The sequence below is a fragment of the Geobacillus zalihae NBRC 101842 genome (assembly GCF_001544135.1).
In the GTDB taxonomy this organism is placed as follows: Bacteria; Bacillota; Bacilli; order Bacillales; family Anoxybacillaceae; genus Geobacillus; species Geobacillus zalihae.
Genome location: NZ_BCPV01000010.1, coordinates 39,342 through 58,292, shown reverse-complemented (window position 1 = coordinate 58,292; position 18,951 = coordinate 39,342). Strand labels below are relative to the sequence as shown.

The window sequence follows — 18,951 nt, the reverse complement described above, 5'->3', positions numbered from 1 at the left end:
ATCGATAGGGCGACCGGCCGATGATTTGGCACCGCCCTTTTTCTTTTACGTATGATGGTATTAACCGGAGAAAAAAGGGGTGAACGCACATGCTTCACATCAGCCGAACGTTTGCCGCCTATTTGGACGAGATGGATCAAATCGTTGTGCTTGCGCCGAAATCGCTCGGCTTTGATGGAATGGCGCCGTTTACGCTCGTGGCGCCGAGCGGCGAGGAGATTCCGCTGTCCGTGCAGCACGTCGAGGATGTTGGGGAGACGGTGAAATATGTGTGCCGGTTTGCATCCGCGTTCGAGTTTGGAGCGACATACTGGGTGCGTTCTTGCCGCGGGGAGGAGACCGATGTTCAAATCGGCGCCGTTGTGCGCACTCCTGCATTTGATGATCGGTTTTTCTATGATGGGCCGTTAGGAGCGGAGTATTTCAAAGAACAGACCGTATTTCGCGTCTGGGCGCCGACTGCCACCGCGGTCAACGTCAAGCTTGTTCATCCGCATCTCGGCGAGGTTCATTGCGTGCCGCTTGAGCGCGGCGAGCGCGGCGTATGGTCAGCCGCCGTCCCCGGCGATTGGGAGCGAGCGTGTTACACGTATATCGCCTGCATCAACCGCGTATGGCGCGAGGCAGTGGACCCGTATGCGACCGCGGTTTCGGTCAATGGCGAATTCGGCGTCGTGATCGACTGGGAGAAAACGAAGCTGGCGCCGCCCTCTTTGCCGCTTCCGCCGCTCTGTTCGCCGACGGATGCCATCATTTATGAGCTGAGCATCCGCGACTTTACCAGCCACCCGGACAGCGGCGCCGTCCATAAAGGGAAGTATCTCGGGCTGGCCGAAACGAACACGAGCGGGCCGAACGGGACGGCCACCGGGCTTTCGTATGTCAAAGAGCTGGGCGTCACCCATGTGCAGCTCATGCCGTTTATGGACTTTGCGGGCGTCGATGAGCGCGACCCACAAGCGGCTTACAACTGGGGATACAATCCCCTTCATCTATATGCGCCGGAAGGGAGTTATGCGACCGATCCAGCGGATCCATACGCGCGCATCATCGAGTTGAAACAGGCGATCCGCACGTTGCATGAAAACGGATTGCGCGTCGTGATGGATGCGGTCTACAACCATGTCTACGATCGGGAGCAATCGCCGCTTGAGAAGCTCGTTCCCGGCTATTACTTCCGCTACGACGCCTATGGCCAACCGGCCAACGGCACCGGCGTCGGCAACGACATCGCTTCGGAGCGGCGGATGGCGCGCCGCTGGATCGTCGATTCGGTTGTATTTTGGGCGAAAGAATATGGCATTGACGGGTTCCGCTTTGATTTGATGGGCGTGCACGATATCGAGACGATGAAAGCGGTGCGCGATGCCCTCGACGCCATCGATCCGTCGATCCTTGTGTATGGGGAAGGGTGGGATTTGCCGACGCCTCTTCCACCGGAACAAAAGGCGACGATGGCCAACGCCAAGCAGCTGCCGCGCTTCGCTTATTTCAATGACCGGTTTCGCGATGCGGTGAAAGGGAGCACCTTTCATTTGCCGGACCGTGGGTTCGCCCTCGGCAACCCAGGCGGGCGAGAACAGGTGAAGCTCGCCATTGCCGGGAGCTTGCGAGCGCTCGGCGGGCTGTTTTGCCACCCGCGTCAGTCAATCAATTACGTCGAATGTCATGACAACCATACGTTTTGGGATAAGATGGAGGCGGCCAACCATGATGAGCCGGAATGGCTCCGGAGGAAGCGGCAAAAGCTGGCGACGGCGATCGTTCTGTTGGCGCAAGGCATTCCGTTTTTGCACAGCGGCCAAGAGTTTTATCGGACGAAAGGCGGCGATGGGAACAGCTACCGATCGCCGGATGCGGTCAATCAGCTGGATTGGGAGCGGAAAAGCCGCTATGAAGACGACGTCCGCTACGTTCAAGGATTGATCGCCCTTCGCCGTGCGCATGGCGCATTTCGCCTCGCCACGGAGGCGGAAGTGCTGCGTCATTTCACGTTTCTTGAGCCGCTGCCGCCGTCGGTCATCGCCTACCGATTGCATGATGCCGACGTCTATGGGCCTTGGGAGGACATCATCGTCGTGCATCATAACGAGGAGAAAGAGACAGCCATTGCGCTCCCCGACGAGCGCGAGTGGGCGGTTGTATGCGACGGACAGCGATGCGGGACAACGCCCTTTGGCCAAGCGCGCGGCATGCTTCGGCTTGACGGCATCGGCACATGGGTGCTCGTCCAGCCTGCGGGGTAATCGCTCAGACGGCGCGTGGGAATTGTCTCAAGGTTTGCAGAGGAGCGGTGGTTATCGATTTGATGAAACATGCCGCCGTTGAGACGAAACGGGAAAGGGCGGCCGACCGGAGTGGGAGCCGCGGGGCGCTTCCGCTTTGGCAGTTTTAAGCAAGGCGTTTGCCGAGAAAAATGTTTGCATGCCGGAGCGGTATTTCAGTATAATACAAGTAAAACGGACGGAGGAAGGACGCGGCCTGGCCGTCCTTTTTATTTGGGCGCGAGAAGCAAACGGAGATGTTTCTATTTTTAAGTCGCAGGTGAACACGCTTGGAACAGTTACTAGGTAAGGAGTGGGAGATCACTCCCGCTGGCGGCGCTACAGGGGATGCGTATTTTGCGGAATATGAAGGAAAGAAATTGTTTTTAAAGCGGAATTCTTCTCCGTTTCTGGCTGTATTGTCGGCCGAGGGCATCGTCCCGAAGCTTGTATGGACGAAACGGCTCGAAAACGGCGATGTGTTTACGGCCCAGCAATGGCTGAACGGCCGGGAGCTGAAGCCGTGGGAGATGGGAAGCGAGCAAGTGGCGGCGCTGCTAAGGAAAATCCATCGTTCAAAAGAGCTGGTGACGATGCTGAAGCGGCTCGGCAAATCTCCGCTGCGCGCGAAGAAAATGCTCGCTCTCCTCGCTGAGCAGCAGCGGCGTCATCCGGCCGGTGGTTCTGTCGTCTGTCAGGCGCTTGACTGGCTGGAGCAGCATGTGTCGTCATTGCCGGATGGCGAATATGTTGTCTGCCACTGTGACATCAACCATAACAATTGGCTGCTGGCCGATGATGGCACGTTGTACTTGATCGATTGGGACGGAGCGATGATCGCCGATCCGGCGATCGACATCGGCATGCTCCTTCATCTGTACATTCCGCGCGCCGAATGGAAGACGTGGCTCGACCGATATGGATGGGAATGGAGCCAGGAGCTTGGCCTCCGCCTAAAGTGGTATACGATCGCTCATACGTTGCACTCGCTGTTTTGGCCGAAAGGGAAGGACGGCCAAAAAGAAAAGGAGCAGTCGCTTCGGTTATTGAAGCGCGTCATGGTAGAGAGTTGACCAAGCGAGGCCTCAGCGTCCGAACGGCCGGCGCTGGGGGCGGCGCGATCGCTGCGTTCGGTTGTCGCCGCGCCGTTTGTTTCCGCTGTCGATGACGGAGACGCCGCGGTCAGGACAGCCCATTCACCCAATCGGCGAGCTGGCCTTGGTGGGCGGAAATGTGGGCGTTTAAATCAGTGCTGTATTTCCCGCCTTGGCCATAAGCGTAAATATGGGGGAGAATTTGCTTGACTTGGCCGTCCACCTCATCGTTGGCGAGCAGCGATTTAGCGAGCCGTTCAATTTGTTCGCATTCGGACACCGTTCCGCAGCAATCGAGCTGATGTTCGGATAAAATGTCGCGAAGTACGGTCAATTGATGGTTATAGTCGAGCGGCATGCTGGTCACCATCCTTTCGCCAGGCTGTACGGTTTTATCATGCCCGGATCGAGCCGAGTTTATGATTCGAAACCGAAAAGACCCCCTGCTTCCACGCGTGAGCGTAGATGGGAGAGCGTTCAGGCCCGGGCGTTTTTTCGCGTTTGCTTCTTTGGCGCGAGTGTGGTATCGTCAAACCAACAAACGGAAACAAGGCTGAGGTGTCAATATGCGTTTGCGCAACAAACCGTGGGCGAAAGACAAAATCGCCGCGTATCCGCAATACGTCATTCCCGATCCCGAAGCAAAGCGCGGGCGATGGCGCGAGCTGTTCGGCCGTGATCGGCCGATCCATGTCGAGATCGGGACGGGGAAAGGCAAATTTATCACGGAAATGGCCAAACTTCATCCGGATGTCAATTTCATCGGCATCGAGCTGTACCCGAGCGTGCTCGTGTCCGCGCTTGACAAACTGATCGAAAGCGGGCTCGCGAACGTCAAGCTGCTGAACGCCAATGCGAAAGATCTGACTGCGTTTTTTGCCGACGGGGAAGTGTCGCGCCTTTATTTGAACTTTTCCGACCCATGGCCGAAAAAGCGGCACGAAAAGCGGCGGCTGACGTATCGGGGCTTTTTGGCGCTCTATGACCGCATTTTGGCGGAAGACGGAGACATCCATTTGAAAACGGACAATCAATCGTTTTTCGAATACTCGCTTGTCAGTTTGTCGCAATATGGGTTTGTGCTCGCATCGGTCCAGCTCGACTTGCATCAAAGCGGCATGACGGACAATGTCATGACAGAGTATGAGGAAAAATTTTCCTTAAAAGGAAACCGCATTTACCGATGCGAGGCGGTGCGCCCGCCGCGGCGGTCGTCATAGGCCCGAACCGATTGGTCGGGTCTTTTTCTATTTCCGATTGATGGAGAAAATGGTACACTAGTGGAGGGGGGAGAGAGGAAATGGAACAGTTGCGAATTGGACAAGTCACCTTGACATGGCTGCAAGGCGGCGTCACCCATCTTGACGGCGGGGCGATGTTTGGCGTCGTGCCGAAACCGCTTTGGTCGAAAAAATATCCTCCGAACGACAACAATCAAATCGAGCTGCGCACCGATCCGATTTTGGTGGAAGCCTATGGAAAACGGCTGCTCATTGAATCCGGCATCGGCAACGGCAAGCTGACCGACAAGCAAAAGCGCAACTTCGGCGTCACGGAAGAATCAGCGATTGATGAATCGCTTGCCAAGCTCGGGCTGACGCGGCGCGACATCGACATCGTCATCATGACCCATTTGCATTTTGACCATGCGTGCGGATTGACCGTTTGGGAAGACGGACGGCTCGTGCCGGCGTTTCCGCGCGCGGCGATCATCACCTCGGATGTCGAGTGGGAGGAAATGCGAAACCCGAACATCCGATCGCGCAATACGTATTGGAAAGAAAATTGGGAGCCGATCGCGGATCAAGTCGTTCCGTTTACAAAGGAAACGGAAGTCGTTCCTGGCATCCGCCTCATCCATACCGGCGGGCATAGCGCCGGGCATGCGATCGTGCTCATCGAATCAGACGGGGAGATGGCCATTCATCTTGGCGATTTGCTTGGCACGCACGCCCATCAAAACGTCCTTTGGGTGATGGCGTACGACGATTACCCGATGGATTCGATTTTTGCCAAACAGCGATGGCTCCCGTACGGCGTAAAGCAAAATGCGTGGTTTACCTTCTACCATGATGTCTACTATCGGGCTGTGAAATGGCAGGAAGACGGGACGATGGCCGCCGTCGTGAAGCGGGAGCGGCCGCTATGACAGCGGCTTGGCGTCTACGATGGCTCCCGTGTAGGCGTTGATGAAAAACTCGTCATCCCCGTCGTCGCGGCAGACGCCGCCGCGGTATACGGTGTACGCCAGGCCGTTTTTCTCATACCGCTCCGGGGCGGATTGAATCCAGGAACCGCGGATGGCGCGCGGACCGCCAAGCGCGCGTTTGGCCATGGCCAGCGCTTGTTCCGGGGCAAGGAGCGCCGGTTTGGAAGCGGAGCGGATGGCATAGACGACGGCCGCACCGACGGCGGCGCCGACGAGCCACTGTTTCCAAGCCATGTTTCTTTCCTCCTTCTCGCTTTGATACGGTTTAGTATAGCCGATTTTGGCGGAACATGTAAGAAGGACGGAAAGAAACGGAACGGTGAAATCGAACATAGAAAGGGAGACGCGTGATGAATGAGGACACGCTGCAATTATTCCAAACGTTGACCGAGCTTCCAGGCGCACCGGGTTATGAACATCCGGTGCGGCAGTTTATGCGCAAAGAGCTCGAGAAATACGCCGATGACATTGTGCAAGACCGCCTCGGGAGCCTTTTCGGCGTCAAACGCGGCGATGAGGCGGGCCCGACGGTGATGGTCGCCGGCCATATGGATGAAGTCGCATTTATGGTGACGGCGATCACCGACAATGGCATGATTCGGTTTCAGCCGCTCGGCGGCTGGTGGGATCAAGTGCTGCTCTCCCAGCGCGTGCAGATTATCACGGACGGAGGGCCGGTCATCGGCGTGATCGGGTCGATTCCGCCGCATTTGCTTGATGAGGAGCAGCGCAAGAAACCAATGGAGATGAAAAACATGTTGATTGACATCGGAGCGGAAAGCCGTGAAGATGCCGAACGAGTCGGCGTCCGCCCCGGTCAGCCGATCGTGCCGGTCAGCCCATTCACGGTGTTGGCCAACGGAAAAACCGTGATGGCAAAAGCGTGGGACAATCGGTTTGGCTGCGGGTTGGCGATCGAGCTGTTAAAAGAGCTGAACGGCGAAACAGTGCCGAACGTCTTGTACGCTGGAGCGACTGTGCAGGAAGAGGTCGGGCTGCGTGGGGCCCAGACGGCGGCAGCGATGATCAACCCGGATATCTTTTTCGCCTTGGAAGCCAGCCCGGCCAACGACATGTCCGGCGACAAGCAGGCGTTCGGCCATATCGGCAAAGGGGCGCTCATCCGCTTGTACGACCGGACGATGATTACGCACCGCGGCATGCGCGAGTTTGTGCTTGACACCGCGGAAACGATTGGCGTCCCGTATCAGTTTTTCATTTCCCCAGGCGGCGGAACCGACGCCGGGCGGGTGCATATCGCCAACCGCGGCGTGCCGTCGGCGGTGATCGGCATTTGCGCCCGCTACATTCATACGCATGCGTCGATCATTCATATCGATGATTACGCGGCGGCCAAACAGCTCATCGTTGAGCTCGTCAAACGGTGCGACCGGACGACGGTCGAGACGATTCGCCAAAACAGCTGAGGAGAAGCGAACGCTTCTCCTTTTCCATGACAAGGAGGGCACTGGATGAAAACTGTTGCGGTTGGAACGAACAACGAAGCGAAAATCGCCGCCGTTCGGGCGGTGCTTTCGGAAAAGGAATACCGCATTGTATCGCTTGAGGTGCCATCAGGCGTTTCCGCGCAGCCGCTGTCCGATGAGGAGACGCGGCTTGGCGCCATCGGGCGCGCCAAACGGGCGCTCGAAGCGGCGGAGGCGGACATCGGCATCGGATTGGAAGGCGGCGTGACGAAGATCGATGGGCAATGGTGGCTGTGCAACTGGGGGGCGCTCGCTGACCGAAACGGAGTGGTGGTGGCCGCCGCCGGCGCCCGCCTCGCCCTCCCGCCGGACGTCGGCACCGGCATCGAGGCGGGGCGCGAGCTCGGCGACGTGATGGAAGCGTACACCGGGCGGAGGAACGTTCGGCGGAAAGAAGGCGCGGTCGGCGTATTGACGAACGGGCGCGTTGACCGATCGGCGATGTTTTCCCACATCGTCGAGCTTTTGGCCGGTCAATATGAATGGCTTTGTCAAAACGGGTCGTTCCATGTATGATAAATAACGAACGGTCATGCCGATGATGGCGGGCGGCTGAATGAGCGGGCCGCGCGAGGATCTAGACCGAGCGGCTGGCAACGTCAAACGGTGGAAAACGCCGCACGGGCATGGCCTGGCATTGTCAACGCCGGATGCGCCTTTGGCCAAGTCCCGGCCGAAAGAGGGAAACGGAAGGCACGGCCGCCGGCAAAACAAGGAGGAACACGAATGAACAGCCGGCAAATGTATGAGAAGATTAAAGAGCGCCTCGTCGCCCACCGGCACTGGACGTTTCGCTTTGACGCCAAGCAAGACGCGATGCGCGTCGAAGACCGCCGCACGAAAAAAGGCGTCACGATCTCGCTTCCCGGCGTGATCGCCAAATGGCACGAACAAAAAGATGAGGCGGTGCGCGAAGTCGTTTATTATGTAGAGGAAACGTTGAAAACGATGGAGGAAGACGCGGCGCTTTCCGGCAACGAGCGAAACATTTATCCCGTCATTCGCTCGGCGTCGTTTCCGACGGAGACGAAAGAAGGCATTCCGTTGCTGTTTGATGATCATACAGCCGAAACGCGCATTTACTATGCGCTCGACCTAGGCAAAACGTATCGCTTGATTGATGAGCGCATGCTGGAGAAAGACAAATGGAGCCGCGAGCGGGTGAAGGAAATCGCCCGTTTCAACGTTCGGTCGCTGCCGACGCCGGTGAAAGAGGATCGGGTGGCGGACAACGTGTTTTATTTTGTGAACACCAATGACGGGTATGATGCGAGCCGCATTTTAAACGAATCGTTTTTGGCCGGCATGCGGGCGCGCGTGGAAGGAACGATGGCCGTCGCTGTTCCGCATCAAGATGTGCTCATCATCGCTGATGTCCGCAACGACATCGGTTATGACGTGCTCGCGCAAATGACGATGAGCTTTTTTGCCGGCGGCCGCGTGCCGATCACGGCGCTGTCGTTTTTATACGAAAATGGGAAACTTGAACCGATTTTTATTTTAGGAAAAAAACGGAGAACGTAGCGGCAAGGAGGAATGAAGCGATGAACGTGTTTTACAACCGAGAAGGGGTCGGCGACGTGCTGCTCGTGTCGCTGAAACCGGCGGCGGATGAGGAACGGACGTTTGTCAGACAAGGCGATGTCGTCCGCATCATGTCCGAACGGACGGGCGAGACGGTCGGCTATAACATTTTTTCCGCGTCTTCGTACTATCCGTTTTCCGGCAACGGTCCGCTGGAAGTGAATGAGGAGCTCGTCGGCGTCATCAACGACATCTTGGCGAAAAACGGTTTTGACGAACCGATCGAAGCTGACTTGTCGCCGAAGTTTGTCGTCGGATATGTGAAAGAGAAAACGAAGCATCCGAACGCCGATAAATTGAGCGTCTGCCAAGTCGATGTCGGCGGTGAGGTGCTGCAAATCGTCTGCGGAGCGCCGAACGTCGCCGAAGGGCAAAAAGTCGTCGTCGCCAAAATCGGCGCCGTGATGCCAAACGGCCTCGTCATTCAAGAAAGCGAGCTGCGCGGCGTCCGGTCATCCGGCATGATTTGTTCGGCCCGCGAGCTTGGGCTGCCAAACGCCCCGCAGGAGAAAGGCATTTTGGTGCTGTCCGATGAGTATGAGGTCGGCCAGCCGTTCGTTTTTTGACGTTCCGACGGGCGGTGCAGACGGATTCCGACTGTTGTTTCGCCACTGGAACGACGCCAGTGGCGTTTTTTCCGACAATGAAGGCAAAGAAAGAGTGACGTGATGGATGAAATTTTGGAAACGATGGCTTCGTTTTCTCACGAGCGATGAGGAAGAGGAAGGGAACGAACAGCGAGCGAATTCCCCTCTGTCGGCCGGCATGCCCGAACGCGGCGCGGTGAATGTCATTTACCAATATCCGCAAGGCCGCTTCCGCTTTCCGTTGATTCCGGATGACCAGCCGGGTGAAAATCAGGAAAGGCCGAGGCGGGAGAAAAGCGAGGCATCCCGGCCGCTGCCGAGTCGGCGCCCGTCAGCTGGCGTTTCAAGGGAAATAGCGGAAAAACGGCTGTTCCGCCCGTCCGATGTGCCATCCCCGGTTTTTGGATATGATCGGAATCGGGGGAAACAGCGGCAACGAGCGGATGAACCCGGGCTGACCGGTGCGGGGGACATGGAGAATCGGAGCGATGAGGCGGTTCGGGAAGAGGCCCTCCGCGGCGAAGCGACACGGCGAGACGCGCGAGAGGGCACGGAAAGCCGGGCGGCTGAACCGCCAAAAGAAGAGGCGCCTTTGGCCAAGGGGGCAGAGGAATGGAACGAAGACGCGAGCGGAGCGATGCCCGCGGCTGTTATGGAAACGGAAGGAAAACATGAGCTGGCGCCGGCGGCAGGGCAGGAAGAACGTGATGCCGAGGCGGATGAAAAGAAAGGGCAGGAGCTGGACGAACGAGGCAACGAACGCGCGCCGCACGCAACAGACGGCGGCTTGGAGAGCGAAGGACGAGGGGTGCCGTCACAGATGAGGAAGAATGGAGACGGAGGGAGCGCTTCTTCGACAGAACAGCGGGAGACGACCCCAGATCGCGAAATCCGTCACTCGGCGGCGCCCGCGGGCCGGGAGGAGGCTTCCCGCCCCGAACGAACGCGCATCCCGTATAATGTGATCATGTTAAAGCAAGATTGGCGCAAACTCGAAGAAAAGGCGGCGAATCGATCGAACGGCTGCGTACTGCCGCCATTGGCGCTTCTTGAACCGCCCGAGAAAGCGGCCGAACGCGACGAGCAGTGGCTTCGCGACCAATGCCAGCGTTTGGACCGGACGTTTGCGAGCTTCCATATCGGCGCCAAAGTCGTTGGGGCGACGCAAGGACCGACGGTGACGCGGTTTGAAGTGCAGCCGGATTTAGGAGTGAAAGTGAGCAAGATTACGAGTTTAATCGATGATATCAAACTCAGTCTGGCGGCGAAAGATATTCGCATCGAGGCGCCGATCCCGGGAAAACGGACGATTGGCATTGAAGTGCCGAACCGAACGAGCCGTCCGGTGCGCCTGCGGGAAATTTTAGAAAGCGAAGCGTTCCGTAAAAGCCCATCGCCGCTTACCGTGGCGCTTGGGCTTGACATTAGCGGTGCGCCGGTCGTGACTGACATCCGAAAAATGCCGCATGGGCTGATCGCCGGGGCGACCGGGTCGGGAAAAAGCGTATGCATGAACGCGATGCTTATCAGCATGTTGTATAAAGCAGCGCCGCACGAAGTGAAATGGCTGCTCATTGATCCAAAAATGGTCGAACTGGCGCCGTACAACGGGCTGCCGCATTTGCTCAGCCCGGTGATCACCGAGGCGAAGGCGGCGGCGGGGGCGCTCAAGTGGGCGGTCGGCGAAATGGAACGGCGGTATGAACAGTTTGTCCACGCCGGCGTGCGCGATATTGAAAAGTATAACGCCCATCTTCGCGAACGCGGAAGCAGCGAGCCGCCGCTGCCGTACATCGTCATCGTCATTGATGAGCTAGCGGACCTCATGATGGCCGCTCCAGCCGATGTCGAAGAATCGATTTGCCGGCTGGCGCAAAAAGCGCGGGCGTGCGGCATCCATCTGCTGATCGCGACGCAGCGGCCGTCGGTCGATGTCCTCACGGGATTGATCAAGGCGAACATTCCGACGCGCATTGCGTTTTCCGTCTCCTCCCAAGTCGATTCGCGCACCATTTTAGATGTGAATGGGGCTGAGCGGCTGCTTGGGCGCGGCGATATGCTGTTTTTGGAAAATGGTTCGGCCAAGCCGGTGCGGCTGCAAGGCTGCTTTATTTCTGATGAGGAAATCGAGCGGGTGGCAGCGCACGTGAAAGAGAAGCAAGGCCCATCCTATCTGTTTGATCCGGACGATTTTCGGCAAACGGCGTCGATGGGCGGCGAGGATGACGAACTGTTCGAGGAGGCGTGCCGGTTTGTCATCGCCCAAGGAGGGGCGTCGACATCGAGCCTGCAGCGTCATTTCCGCATCGGCTACAACCGCGCTGCCCGGTTGATCGAGATGATGGAGGAACGAGGGTTGATTTCGGAGGCGCGCGGCAGCAAACCGCGCGATGTGTTGATGAGCGAGGATGAGTGGGAGCGCTGGCGCGAGCAGAACAGCTGAGGGCGGGCGGCCTCCTTTGGGCGGGCGGTAGTGTTTTGCCTCCTTGCGTGCTATAATGGGGAAATGAATGGTGCACCGCAATGAGAGAAATGGCAAAACGAGATGGATATCATATACTGTCTTACAGAGAGACGATGGTTGGAGGGCTTAACGATGACAGCTTACCATTTTGTAGGCATTAAAGGCACGGGGATGAGCGCGCTCGCGCAAGTGCTTCATGACCTTGGCTATACGGTGCAAGGGTCGGATGTAGAGAAATGGTTTTTCACGCAAAAGGCGCTTGAAGAGCGGGGAATCCCGGTGCTGCCTTTTTCGAAAGACAATATTCGTCCAGGTTATACGGTCATTGCCGGCAACGCATTTCCGGATACGCATGAGGAAATCGAGGCGGCCCGTCAGCTTGGTGTGCCTGTCATTCGTTACCATCGCTTTTTAGGCCAGCTGGCAGGCAAGTTTACGAGCATCGCGGTGACCGGTTCGCATGGAAAGACGACGACGACGGGGTTGCTTGCCCATGTGATGCAAGGAGCCCATCCAACGTCCTATTTGATCGGAGACGGCACGGGAAAAGGAGAGCCAGGGAGCAAATACTTTGTGTTTGAAGCGTGCGAATACCGCCGGCACTTCCTTTCCTACTTTCCAGATTATGCGATCATGACAAATATTGACTTTGATCACCCGGATTATTTTGCCAATGTCGACGATGTGTTTTCCGCTTTCCAGCAAATGGCGAATCAAGTGAAAAAAGCGATCGTCGCCTGCGGGGATGATCCGTATTTGCCGAACATTCAGGCGAAAGTGCCGATTTTGTTTTATGGATTCGGCGAAGAAAACGATTTTCAGGCGCGCAATATCGTCAAGACGACGGAAGGGATGGCGTTTGATGTGTTCGTGCGCAACACATTTTTCGCTTCGTTTGCCATTCCGCGCTTCGGCACTCATAACGTATTGAATGCTCTCGCCGTGATCGCCCTCTGCCACTACGAAGGGGTGGATGCGGGCACGATCGCCAAGCGGCTGCAAACGTTCCAAGGCGTGAAGCGCCGCTTCAGTGAAAAAACGGTCGGGCGCCAAGTGCTGATCGATGATTACGCGCATCATCCACGCGAAATTACGGCGACATTGGAGGCGGCAAGGCAAAAATATCCGGGGCGCGAAGTGGTGGCGATTTTTCAGCCGCATACGTATACGCGGACGCAGACGTTTTTGCGCGAGTTTGCCGAAAGTTTGCTGCAAGCGGACCACGTGTATTTGTGCGACATTTTCGGCTCGGCGCGCGAACATGAGGGCAAGCTGACGATCCGTGATTTGCAGGCGCAAATTCCGCGTTCCCAGCTGCTTGAGGAACAAAACGTAGCCGTGTTGAAGCAGCATCAAGACGCGGTGTTGGTGTTCATGGGCGCCGGCGACATTCAAAAGTTTCAACAAGCGTACGAACGGGCCGTTCTTTCCGCCTGACGGCCGACAGGGAACGGGCTGTGATGAAGATGGCCCGTTTTTTCCTGTTTCAAAAAGGAAGCCGTCTTTTCTATGTCGAAGTTTGAAAGCGGGAAAAGATGGGTACAAAGGGAATGAAACGTTCGAATGGGCAAGGAGGGAATCGGGTGGAATGGCTTTTGTATGGAAGCGTGGCGCTCATCGCGCTTGCTTTTTTGCTGCTTGTTGTTTACATAGCCAGGACGCTCATCGTTTTGCAGGAAACGCTGCGCCGGCTGACGGCGGCGATCGACCATGCCGATGAGCAAGTGCAAACGGTGGCGAAAGAAGTTCGTGAACTTCTCCATACGGCCAACGGCATCGCCAGCGATGTGCAAAAAAAAGTAGAAACGCTAAATGGCGCAATCGAAGCGGTCGGAGAGATCGGCGGCACGATTCGTTCGCTCAACCGCGCGCTTCGGCAGGCGGCTGCCGGTTTGTCGGCGCGGGCGGGCCTGGGGCAAGGAAAATGGGGCAAGGCGTTGCGCTGGACAAATGTTTTGCTCGATTTACGGGAAAAATGGAGAAAAAACAATCGTTAAAGGAGGGTGTATCGAATGGCGAAAAATAACGGTGGATTTTTGCTTGGCGCGCTGGTCGGCGGCATCGCCGGCGCGGCTGCTGCGTTGTTTTTGACGAGCGAAAAAGGGCGGAAATGGCTCGAGGAGTGGAATCATGCAGGCAGATGGGAGCCCGTAAAAGATACGGCTGCGGAATGGATCGAAACGGCGAAAGAGAAAACGAAGGAAATCGCCAACTTCATCCCGTTGAAATCCACGACGGCGCCAGCCGGCGGGGAAAACGATGGAGAGGAAGCCAAGGAGGCGACGATTCCGATTCCGCCATCCGCCGGGCCAGCCGACCGGGAAACGCTGCAAAAGCTGCTTGAGGAAGCCGAGGCGGCGCTTGATGACGCCGAGCAAAGCATCACATCGCGAAAAGAAGCGGAGTGAGAGAGATGGGAATGGAGAAGCTGGAGACGATCGAACAGTTTGACCGCGTCATGAAGGAAACGGAGCGTTTTTTGTTCGTCAAGCATAGCCTCACCTGCCCGATCAGCCAGGCGGCGTTTGGCGAATGCGAGAAGTTCGCCGCAGACCATCCAGAGCTTCCCATATATTGTCTGTACGTCCAAGAGGCGCGGCCGCTGTCCAACTATATCGCCGAAACGACCGGGGTGAAACACGAGTCGCCGCAAGTGCTGCTGTTTGAAAACGGCCGCGTCGTCTGGCATGCGTCCCATTGGGCCATTACGTATGGCGCGCTCTCGGAGCATGTCGGCGCTTGACCGTCCGCCTTTATTGCGGGCGGTTTTTTGCACACTTTTTGCTTTATTGCTTAAAAGCGTTTAATCAAAAAAGCATTTTTTTCGTGACAACGATAGCTCCATCGATTATAATAAACACTAATTAAACGACTTCGCTCTCCAAGACGGGGGCACCGCTTGCCGGCAAGCGGCGAAAACAATGCACGACACTTGGCGAAAGGATGAGAAAAGCATGAGCAATGAGAGATTAGACGAACTGCGGGCGCGAGTCGATGAGATCAACTTGCAGCTGTTGAAACTGATCAATGAACGGGGGCGGCTCGTTCAGGAGATCGGAAAAATTAAAGAAGCGCAAGGGACGCACCGCTACGACCCGGTGCGCGAACGGAAAATGTTGGATCTCATTTCCGAGCATAACGATGGGCCGTTTGAAACATCGACGCTGCAGCACATTTTCAAGGAAATTTTTAAAGCAGCGCTCGAGCTGCAGGAAGACGATCACCGCAAGGCGCTCCTTGTCTCGCGGAAAAAGCATCCGGAAAACACGATTGTTGAAGTGAAAGGCGAGCGAATCGGCGACGGCAATCAATATTTCGTCATGGGCCCGTGCGCTGTGGAAAGCTATGAACAAGTCGCTGCGGTGGCGGAGGCCGTGAAAAAACAAGGGATCAAGCTGCTGCGCGGCGGCGCTTACAAACCGCGCACGTCGCCGTACGATTTCCAAGGGCTCGGCGTGGAAGGGCTGAAAATTTTGAAACGGATCGCCGATGAGTTTGATTTGGCGGTCATCAGTGAAATCGTCACCCCGGCGGACATTGAAATCGCCTTGGACTATATTGACGTCATCCAAATCGGCGCGCGCAACATGCAAAACTTTGAGCTGCTTAAGGCAGCCGGCCAAGTGAACAAGCCGATTTTGCTGAAGCGCGGCTTGGCGGCGACGATCGAAGAATTCATCAACGCCGCTGAGTACATCATGTCGCAAGGAAACGGGCAGATCATTTTGTGCGAGCGCGGCATCCGCACGTACGAGCGGGCGACGCGCAACACGCTCGACATTTCGGCTGTGCCGATTTTGAAGAAAGAAACGCACTTGCCGGTGTTCGTCGATGTCACCCACTCAACGGGGCGGCGCGATCTGCTCATCCCGTGCGCCAAAGCGGCCTTGGCGATCGGCGCCGACGGCGTCATGGCCGAAGTGCATCCGGACCCGGCCGTCGCCTTGTCCGATTCCGCCCAGCAAATGGACATCGCCCAATTCAACGAGTTTATGGAAGAAGTGCGCGCGTTCCAACGTCAGTTTGTTCAGGCGTAAGACGATCCCCTCGGTTGTTGCCCGAGGGGATTTTTTGATGAGATGGCGAGTGTTGGGGCAAACTACCCGTGAACGGTTTGTGAACAAACCGGCAAAATGGTTGCGATTTCGTTGCGAGTTGGCGATAATGTATCGTATGATAGTTGTACATACATTCGGAATTTGACCGGTTATCGGATCGAGCGAAAAGGAGTGAAACAACATGACGGTAACGATTTATGATGTGGCGCGGGAGGCGAACGTCTCGATGGCGACCGTCTCGCGCGTCGTCAATGGCAACCCGAACGTCAAACCGTCGACGAGGAAAAAAGTGCTTGAGGCCATCGAACGGCTCGGCTACCGCCCGAACGCCGTGGCGCGGGGGCTCGCCAGCAAAAAAACGACGACGGTCGGAGTGATCATCCCGGATATTTCGAGCATTTTCTTCGCCGAACTGGCGCGCGGCATTGAGGACATCGCCACGATGTACAAGTACAACATCATTTTGAGCAACTCCGACCAAAACAAAGAAAAAGAGCTGCATTTGCTCAACACGATGCTCGCCAAGCAAGTGGACGGCCTGTTGTTTATGGGCGGGACGATCACCGATGAGCACGTCGCCGAATTTCAAAAGTCGTCGGTGCCGATCGTGCTTGCGGCGACGATGGGACCGAACGAGATTCCCTCGGTCAACATCGACTATGAGCAGGCGGCGTTTGAAGCCGTGACGTATTTGCTGGAAAAAGGAAACCGCCGCATTGTCTATGTGACCGGTCCGACCGATGACCCGATCAACCAGCGGAAGTTGGCGGGGTACCGACGCGCGCTTGAAGAACACGGCGCGCCGTATGAGGAAGAGCTCGTCATTGAGGGCGACAACTCGTACGACTCCGGCTTGGAGGCGTATGAGAAAATCACAGAGCTTGCCGAACGGCCGACGGCGGTGTTTGCTGGCACGGACGAAATGGCGCTCGGCATCATCCACAGCGCCCAAGACCACGGGGTGCGCGTGCCGGATGAACTGGAAGTCGTCGGTTTTGACAACACGCGATTGGCGACGATGGTGCGGCCGCGGCTGACGACCGTCGTGCAGCCGATGTACGACATCGGGGCGGTGGCGATGCGGCTCTTGACGAAGTATATGAACAAAGAGCCAGTGGACCACCATATCGTTGTCTTGCCGCACCGGCTTGAAGTGCGGGAGTCGACGAAATGAAAAAAGCTGGCCTCAACACGGGGGCCAGCTTCTTGCTTGCTTTGCTCCATTTCTTTTTTGACAGCTGCAATCGCCTTGCAGTCGGCCCGTTTTTCGGTGAAAACGGAAGTTGACTAGGAAAACAGGACGTAGAAATCCATTGTTTTCTTTAAATGAAAAAAAATCAAGTCCCCGCCCGGCGTTGACTGCGAATGAAATACAACGCCTTTTCCACCGTTTGCGCATTTTTTTCGCTGATCTCCGCCTTGCGCGGGATCGGGGGATACAAGTCATCCGGGTCGTCCCACTCAAGCGGAAGCGCGACGGGTGAAAGCGGTTGCCAACGTTCGCGCCACTCATCCGGCAGCGGGCCGGACACATCGGCTTGTCCCGTCATCTCGAGCCAAAGGAGCGCCCATGCCCGCGGCACGACGCGCCAGATGTCATAGCCGCCGCCGCCGACGGCGATCCAGCGTCCGCCGCAATATTCATGCGCGATTTCGTGCGCGAGTTTCGGAATGGCGCGGTACGTTTTCATCGTCACCGACAAATGGGTGAGCGGATCGTAATAGTGGGCGTCGACGCCGTTTTGCGTCACGATGACGTCCGGGCGGAAAAAGTCGGCGATTTCCCGAAGCGCGGTCGTATAGGCGGCGATCCATGATTCGTCTTCCGTGAACGCATCAACGGGAATGTTGAACGAATAGCCGTAGCCCGCGCCTAAGCCGCGCTCGTTGACATTTCCGGTCCCTGGGAACAAATAGCGCCCCGTTTCATGAATGGAAAACGTGCAAACGTTCGGATCGTCGTAAAACGCCCATTGCACCCCGTCGCCGTGGTGGGCGTCGGTGTCGACGTACAACACGCGCAGTCCGTATTTCTCCCTGATGTATTGAATGGCGACCGCGCTGTCGTTGTAGACGCAAAAGCCGGATGCTTTGCCGCGGAAGCCGTGGTGCAGACCGCCGCCAAGGTTGAGCGCATGCTCGGCCGCTCCGGAAAGAACCGCGTCGACGGCGGTGAGGGTGCTGCCGACCAAAAGAGCGCTCGCTTCGTGCATGTTTGGGAAAATCGGCGTATCCTCGGTGCCAAGGCCGTAGTTTTGCGCCGCCGCTTCCGACAGCTCGCCGCGCCCGGCCGCTTTCACCGCCTCGATGTAGGAGCGGTCGTGAATGAGCGCCAGCTCGTCATCGGTCGCCATGCGCGGGGCGACGATCTGGCGGTCTTCGAGCGCGCCGAGCGTGCAAAGCAAGTCGTATGTCATTTTGACCCGCAGCTGGTTGAACGGATGGTCGTCATGAAATTTGTACTGAAGAAATTGCTCGCTATAGACGAATGCGCAGTTTCGGCTCATGACGTAACCCCCGGCAAGTTCGGCCATAGCACGCGATAGCCGGCGTTTTGCAAATCGCGGATCAATGGAAGCGGATTCATCGTCTGCACGCGGAAAACTAAAATTTTCTCATTCGGATCCGGAGCTGGATACACCAAGACGCTGGCGATGTTCACATGGCGCTCGCTGATGATGGCCGCCGCTTTGCTTAACATGCCGGTTTCGTTCGGCACTTTGATCTCGATTTGCGACCCCGGCTGGTGAACGCCGGTCAATTCAATGAACGTGCGGAGCAAATCCGTTTGCGTGATGATGCCGACGAGTTTCCCGTGATTGACGATCGGCAGACAGCCGATTCGGTGTTCGTAAAAGAGCGCCGCCACCTCCTCGACGAAATCGAGCGGATGGCCGACGATGAGGTCGGTTTTCATCATCGTGCTGACCGGTTTTTGCAAGTCTTCAAGATGTTCATGAAGATGGAAAATGGACGGGCTCGCGTCGCGCAAATCTTGGCTCGTCACAAGCCCCAGAAGACGTCCTTCCTCGTCGACGACCGGCAGATGGCGGATGCGGTGATGTCTGAGCAGCTGCAGCGCTTCGGCGATTGTATTGGTGGCGCGAAGCGTGATAACCGGTGCTTTCATCACTTGTTCGACAAGCATCGTTCTCCTCTCCCCTTTGTGCGTGGCATTTCATGCGCGCCGCCCGCAACCGGCAA

General features: G+C 56.9%; 20 protein-coding genes. 16 read left to right on the top strand and 4 right to left on the bottom strand.

Going from position 1 to position 18,951, the window contains the following annotated elements:
• The first annotated feature begins 89 nt into the window (after nt 1-89).
• Both pulA and GZ1_RS05165 read left to right on the top strand, forming a co-directional pair.
• A complete protein-coding gene (gene pulA, locus GZ1_RS05170; protein ID WP_060788030.1) occupies nt 90-2,246 on the top strand; it encodes a type I pullulanase in 2,157 nt (718 codons plus the stop codon).
• A 308-nt stretch (nt 2,247-2,554) separates the two neighbouring features.
• Nucleotides 2,555-3,337 carry a phosphotransferase family protein gene (locus GZ1_RS05165; RefSeq protein ID WP_060788029.1) on the top strand — a complete coding sequence of 261 codons (783 nt, stop codon included), beginning with the start codon at nt 2,555-2,557 and terminating at the stop codon, nt 3,335-3,337.
• 109 nt (nt 3,338-3,446) lie between these two features.
• On the opposite strand, the gene GZ1_RS05160 is transcribed toward GZ1_RS05165, so the two are convergent.
• The gene (locus tag GZ1_RS05160; protein ID WP_060788028.1) at nt 3,447-3,716 is read right to left on the bottom strand and encodes a YtzH-like family protein; all 270 of its coding nucleotides are present in this window, start codon (nt 3,714-3,716) and stop codon (nt 3,447-3,449) included.
• Between the two features lie 208 nt (nt 3,717-3,924).
• Here GZ1_RS05160 and trmB point away from each other — a divergent pair, with 208 nt between their 5' ends.
• Nucleotides 3,925-4,578 carry a tRNA (guanosine(46)-N7)-methyltransferase TrmB gene (trmB, locus tag GZ1_RS05155; RefSeq protein ID WP_020756861.1) on the top strand — a complete coding sequence of 218 codons (654 nt, stop codon included), beginning with the start codon at nt 3,925-3,927 and terminating at the stop codon, nt 4,576-4,578.
• A gap of 80 nt (nt 4,579-4,658) precedes the next feature.
• Nucleotides 4,659-5,507 (top strand): YtnP family quorum-quenching lactonase, encoded by an 849-nt coding sequence (locus tag GZ1_RS05150; RefSeq protein WP_060788027.1) that lies wholly within the window; start codon nt 4,659-4,661, stop codon nt 5,505-5,507.
• On the opposite strand, the gene GZ1_RS05145 is transcribed toward GZ1_RS05150, so the two are convergent.
• The gene (locus GZ1_RS05145; RefSeq protein WP_033006861.1) at nt 5,502-5,801 is read right to left on the bottom strand and encodes a PepSY domain-containing protein; all 300 of its coding nucleotides are present in this window, start codon (nt 5,799-5,801) and stop codon (nt 5,502-5,504) included. The genes GZ1_RS05150 and GZ1_RS05145 overlap by 6 nt on opposite strands.
• 116 nt (nt 5,802-5,917) lie before the next feature.
• On the opposite strand from GZ1_RS05145, the gene GZ1_RS05140 reads away from it, so the two are divergent.
• From GZ1_RS05140 to ccpA, 12 genes are all read left to right on the top strand, one after another.
• The gene (locus tag GZ1_RS05140) at nt 5,918-6,994 is read left to right on the top strand and encodes a M42 family metallopeptidase (RefSeq protein WP_033006862.1); all 1,077 of its coding nucleotides are present in this window, start codon (nt 5,918-5,920) and stop codon (nt 6,992-6,994) included.
• Between the two features lie 45 nt (nt 6,995-7,039).
• Nucleotides 7,040-7,570 carry a DUF84 family protein gene (locus GZ1_RS05135; RefSeq protein ID WP_011232293.1) on the top strand — a complete coding sequence of 177 codons (531 nt, stop codon included), beginning with the start codon at nt 7,040-7,042 and terminating at the stop codon, nt 7,568-7,570.
• Nucleotides 7,571-7,610: 40 nt separating this feature from the next.
• A complete protein-coding gene (locus GZ1_RS19205) occupies nt 7,611-7,784 on the top strand; it encodes a hypothetical protein (protein WP_014196573.1) in 174 nt (57 codons plus the stop codon).
• Entirely contained in the window at nt 7,781-8,578 is a 798-nt protein-coding gene (locus GZ1_RS05130; RefSeq protein ID WP_011232292.1) for a DUF1444 domain-containing protein, read from the top strand. The genes GZ1_RS19205 and GZ1_RS05130 overlap by 4 nt, the downstream gene beginning before the upstream one ends.
• 20 nt (nt 8,579-8,598) lie before the next feature.
• Nucleotides 8,599-9,204, top strand: coding sequence for a YtpR family tRNA-binding protein (ytpR, locus tag GZ1_RS05125; RefSeq protein WP_013144448.1), 606 nt, complete (start codon nt 8,599-8,601; stop codon nt 9,202-9,204).
• A 106-nt stretch (nt 9,205-9,310) separates the two neighbouring features.
• Nucleotides 9,311-11,668, top strand: coding sequence for a DNA translocase FtsK (locus tag GZ1_RS05120; RefSeq protein WP_060788026.1), 2,358 nt, complete (start codon nt 9,311-9,313; stop codon nt 11,666-11,668).
• Between the two features lie 153 nt (nt 11,669-11,821).
• A complete protein-coding gene (murC, locus tag GZ1_RS05115) occupies nt 11,822-13,126 on the top strand; it encodes a UDP-N-acetylmuramate--L-alanine ligase (RefSeq protein WP_011232289.1) in 1,305 nt (434 codons plus the stop codon).
• 146 nt (nt 13,127-13,272) lie between these two features.
• Nucleotides 13,273-13,686, top strand: coding sequence for a DUF948 domain-containing protein (locus GZ1_RS05110; protein WP_011232288.1), 414 nt, complete (start codon nt 13,273-13,275; stop codon nt 13,684-13,686).
• Nucleotides 13,687-13,701: 15 nt separating this feature from the next.
• Nucleotides 13,702-14,097: a YtxH domain-containing protein gene (locus GZ1_RS05105; protein WP_060788025.1), complete on the top strand. Its 396-nt coding sequence runs from the start codon at nt 13,702-13,704 to the stop codon at nt 14,095-14,097.
• A 5-nt stretch (nt 14,098-14,102) separates the two neighbouring features.
• Nucleotides 14,103-14,432 carry a bacillithiol system redox-active protein YtxJ gene (ytxJ, locus tag GZ1_RS05100; RefSeq protein ID WP_013524360.1) on the top strand — a complete coding sequence of 110 codons (330 nt, stop codon included), beginning with the start codon at nt 14,103-14,105 and terminating at the stop codon, nt 14,430-14,432.
• Between the two features lie 211 nt (nt 14,433-14,643).
• On the top strand, nt 14,644-15,726 hold the full coding sequence (locus GZ1_RS05095; RefSeq protein WP_011232285.1) for a bifunctional 3-deoxy-7-phosphoheptulonate synthase/chorismate mutase: 1,083 nt from the start codon (nt 14,644-14,646) through the stop codon (nt 15,724-15,726).
• 202 nt (nt 15,727-15,928) lie between these two features.
• Nucleotides 15,929-16,921, top strand: coding sequence for a catabolite control protein A (gene ccpA / locus GZ1_RS05090; RefSeq protein WP_023633315.1), 993 nt, complete (start codon nt 15,929-15,931; stop codon nt 16,919-16,921).
• Nucleotides 16,922-17,084: 163 nt separating this feature from the next.
• On the opposite strand, the gene GZ1_RS05085 is transcribed toward ccpA, so the two are convergent.
• On the bottom strand, nt 17,085-18,254 hold the full coding sequence (locus GZ1_RS05085) for an acetoin utilization protein AcuC (RefSeq protein ID WP_011232283.1): 1,170 nt from the start codon (nt 18,252-18,254) through the stop codon (nt 17,085-17,087).
• Nucleotides 18,251-18,895, bottom strand: a complete 645-nt coding sequence (locus tag GZ1_RS05080) for an acetoin utilization AcuB family protein (protein WP_060788024.1) — start codon at nt 18,893-18,895, stop codon at nt 18,251-18,253. The genes GZ1_RS05085 and GZ1_RS05080 overlap by 4 nt, the downstream gene beginning before the upstream one ends.
• Between the last annotated feature and the right edge of the window lie 56 nt (nt 18,896-18,951).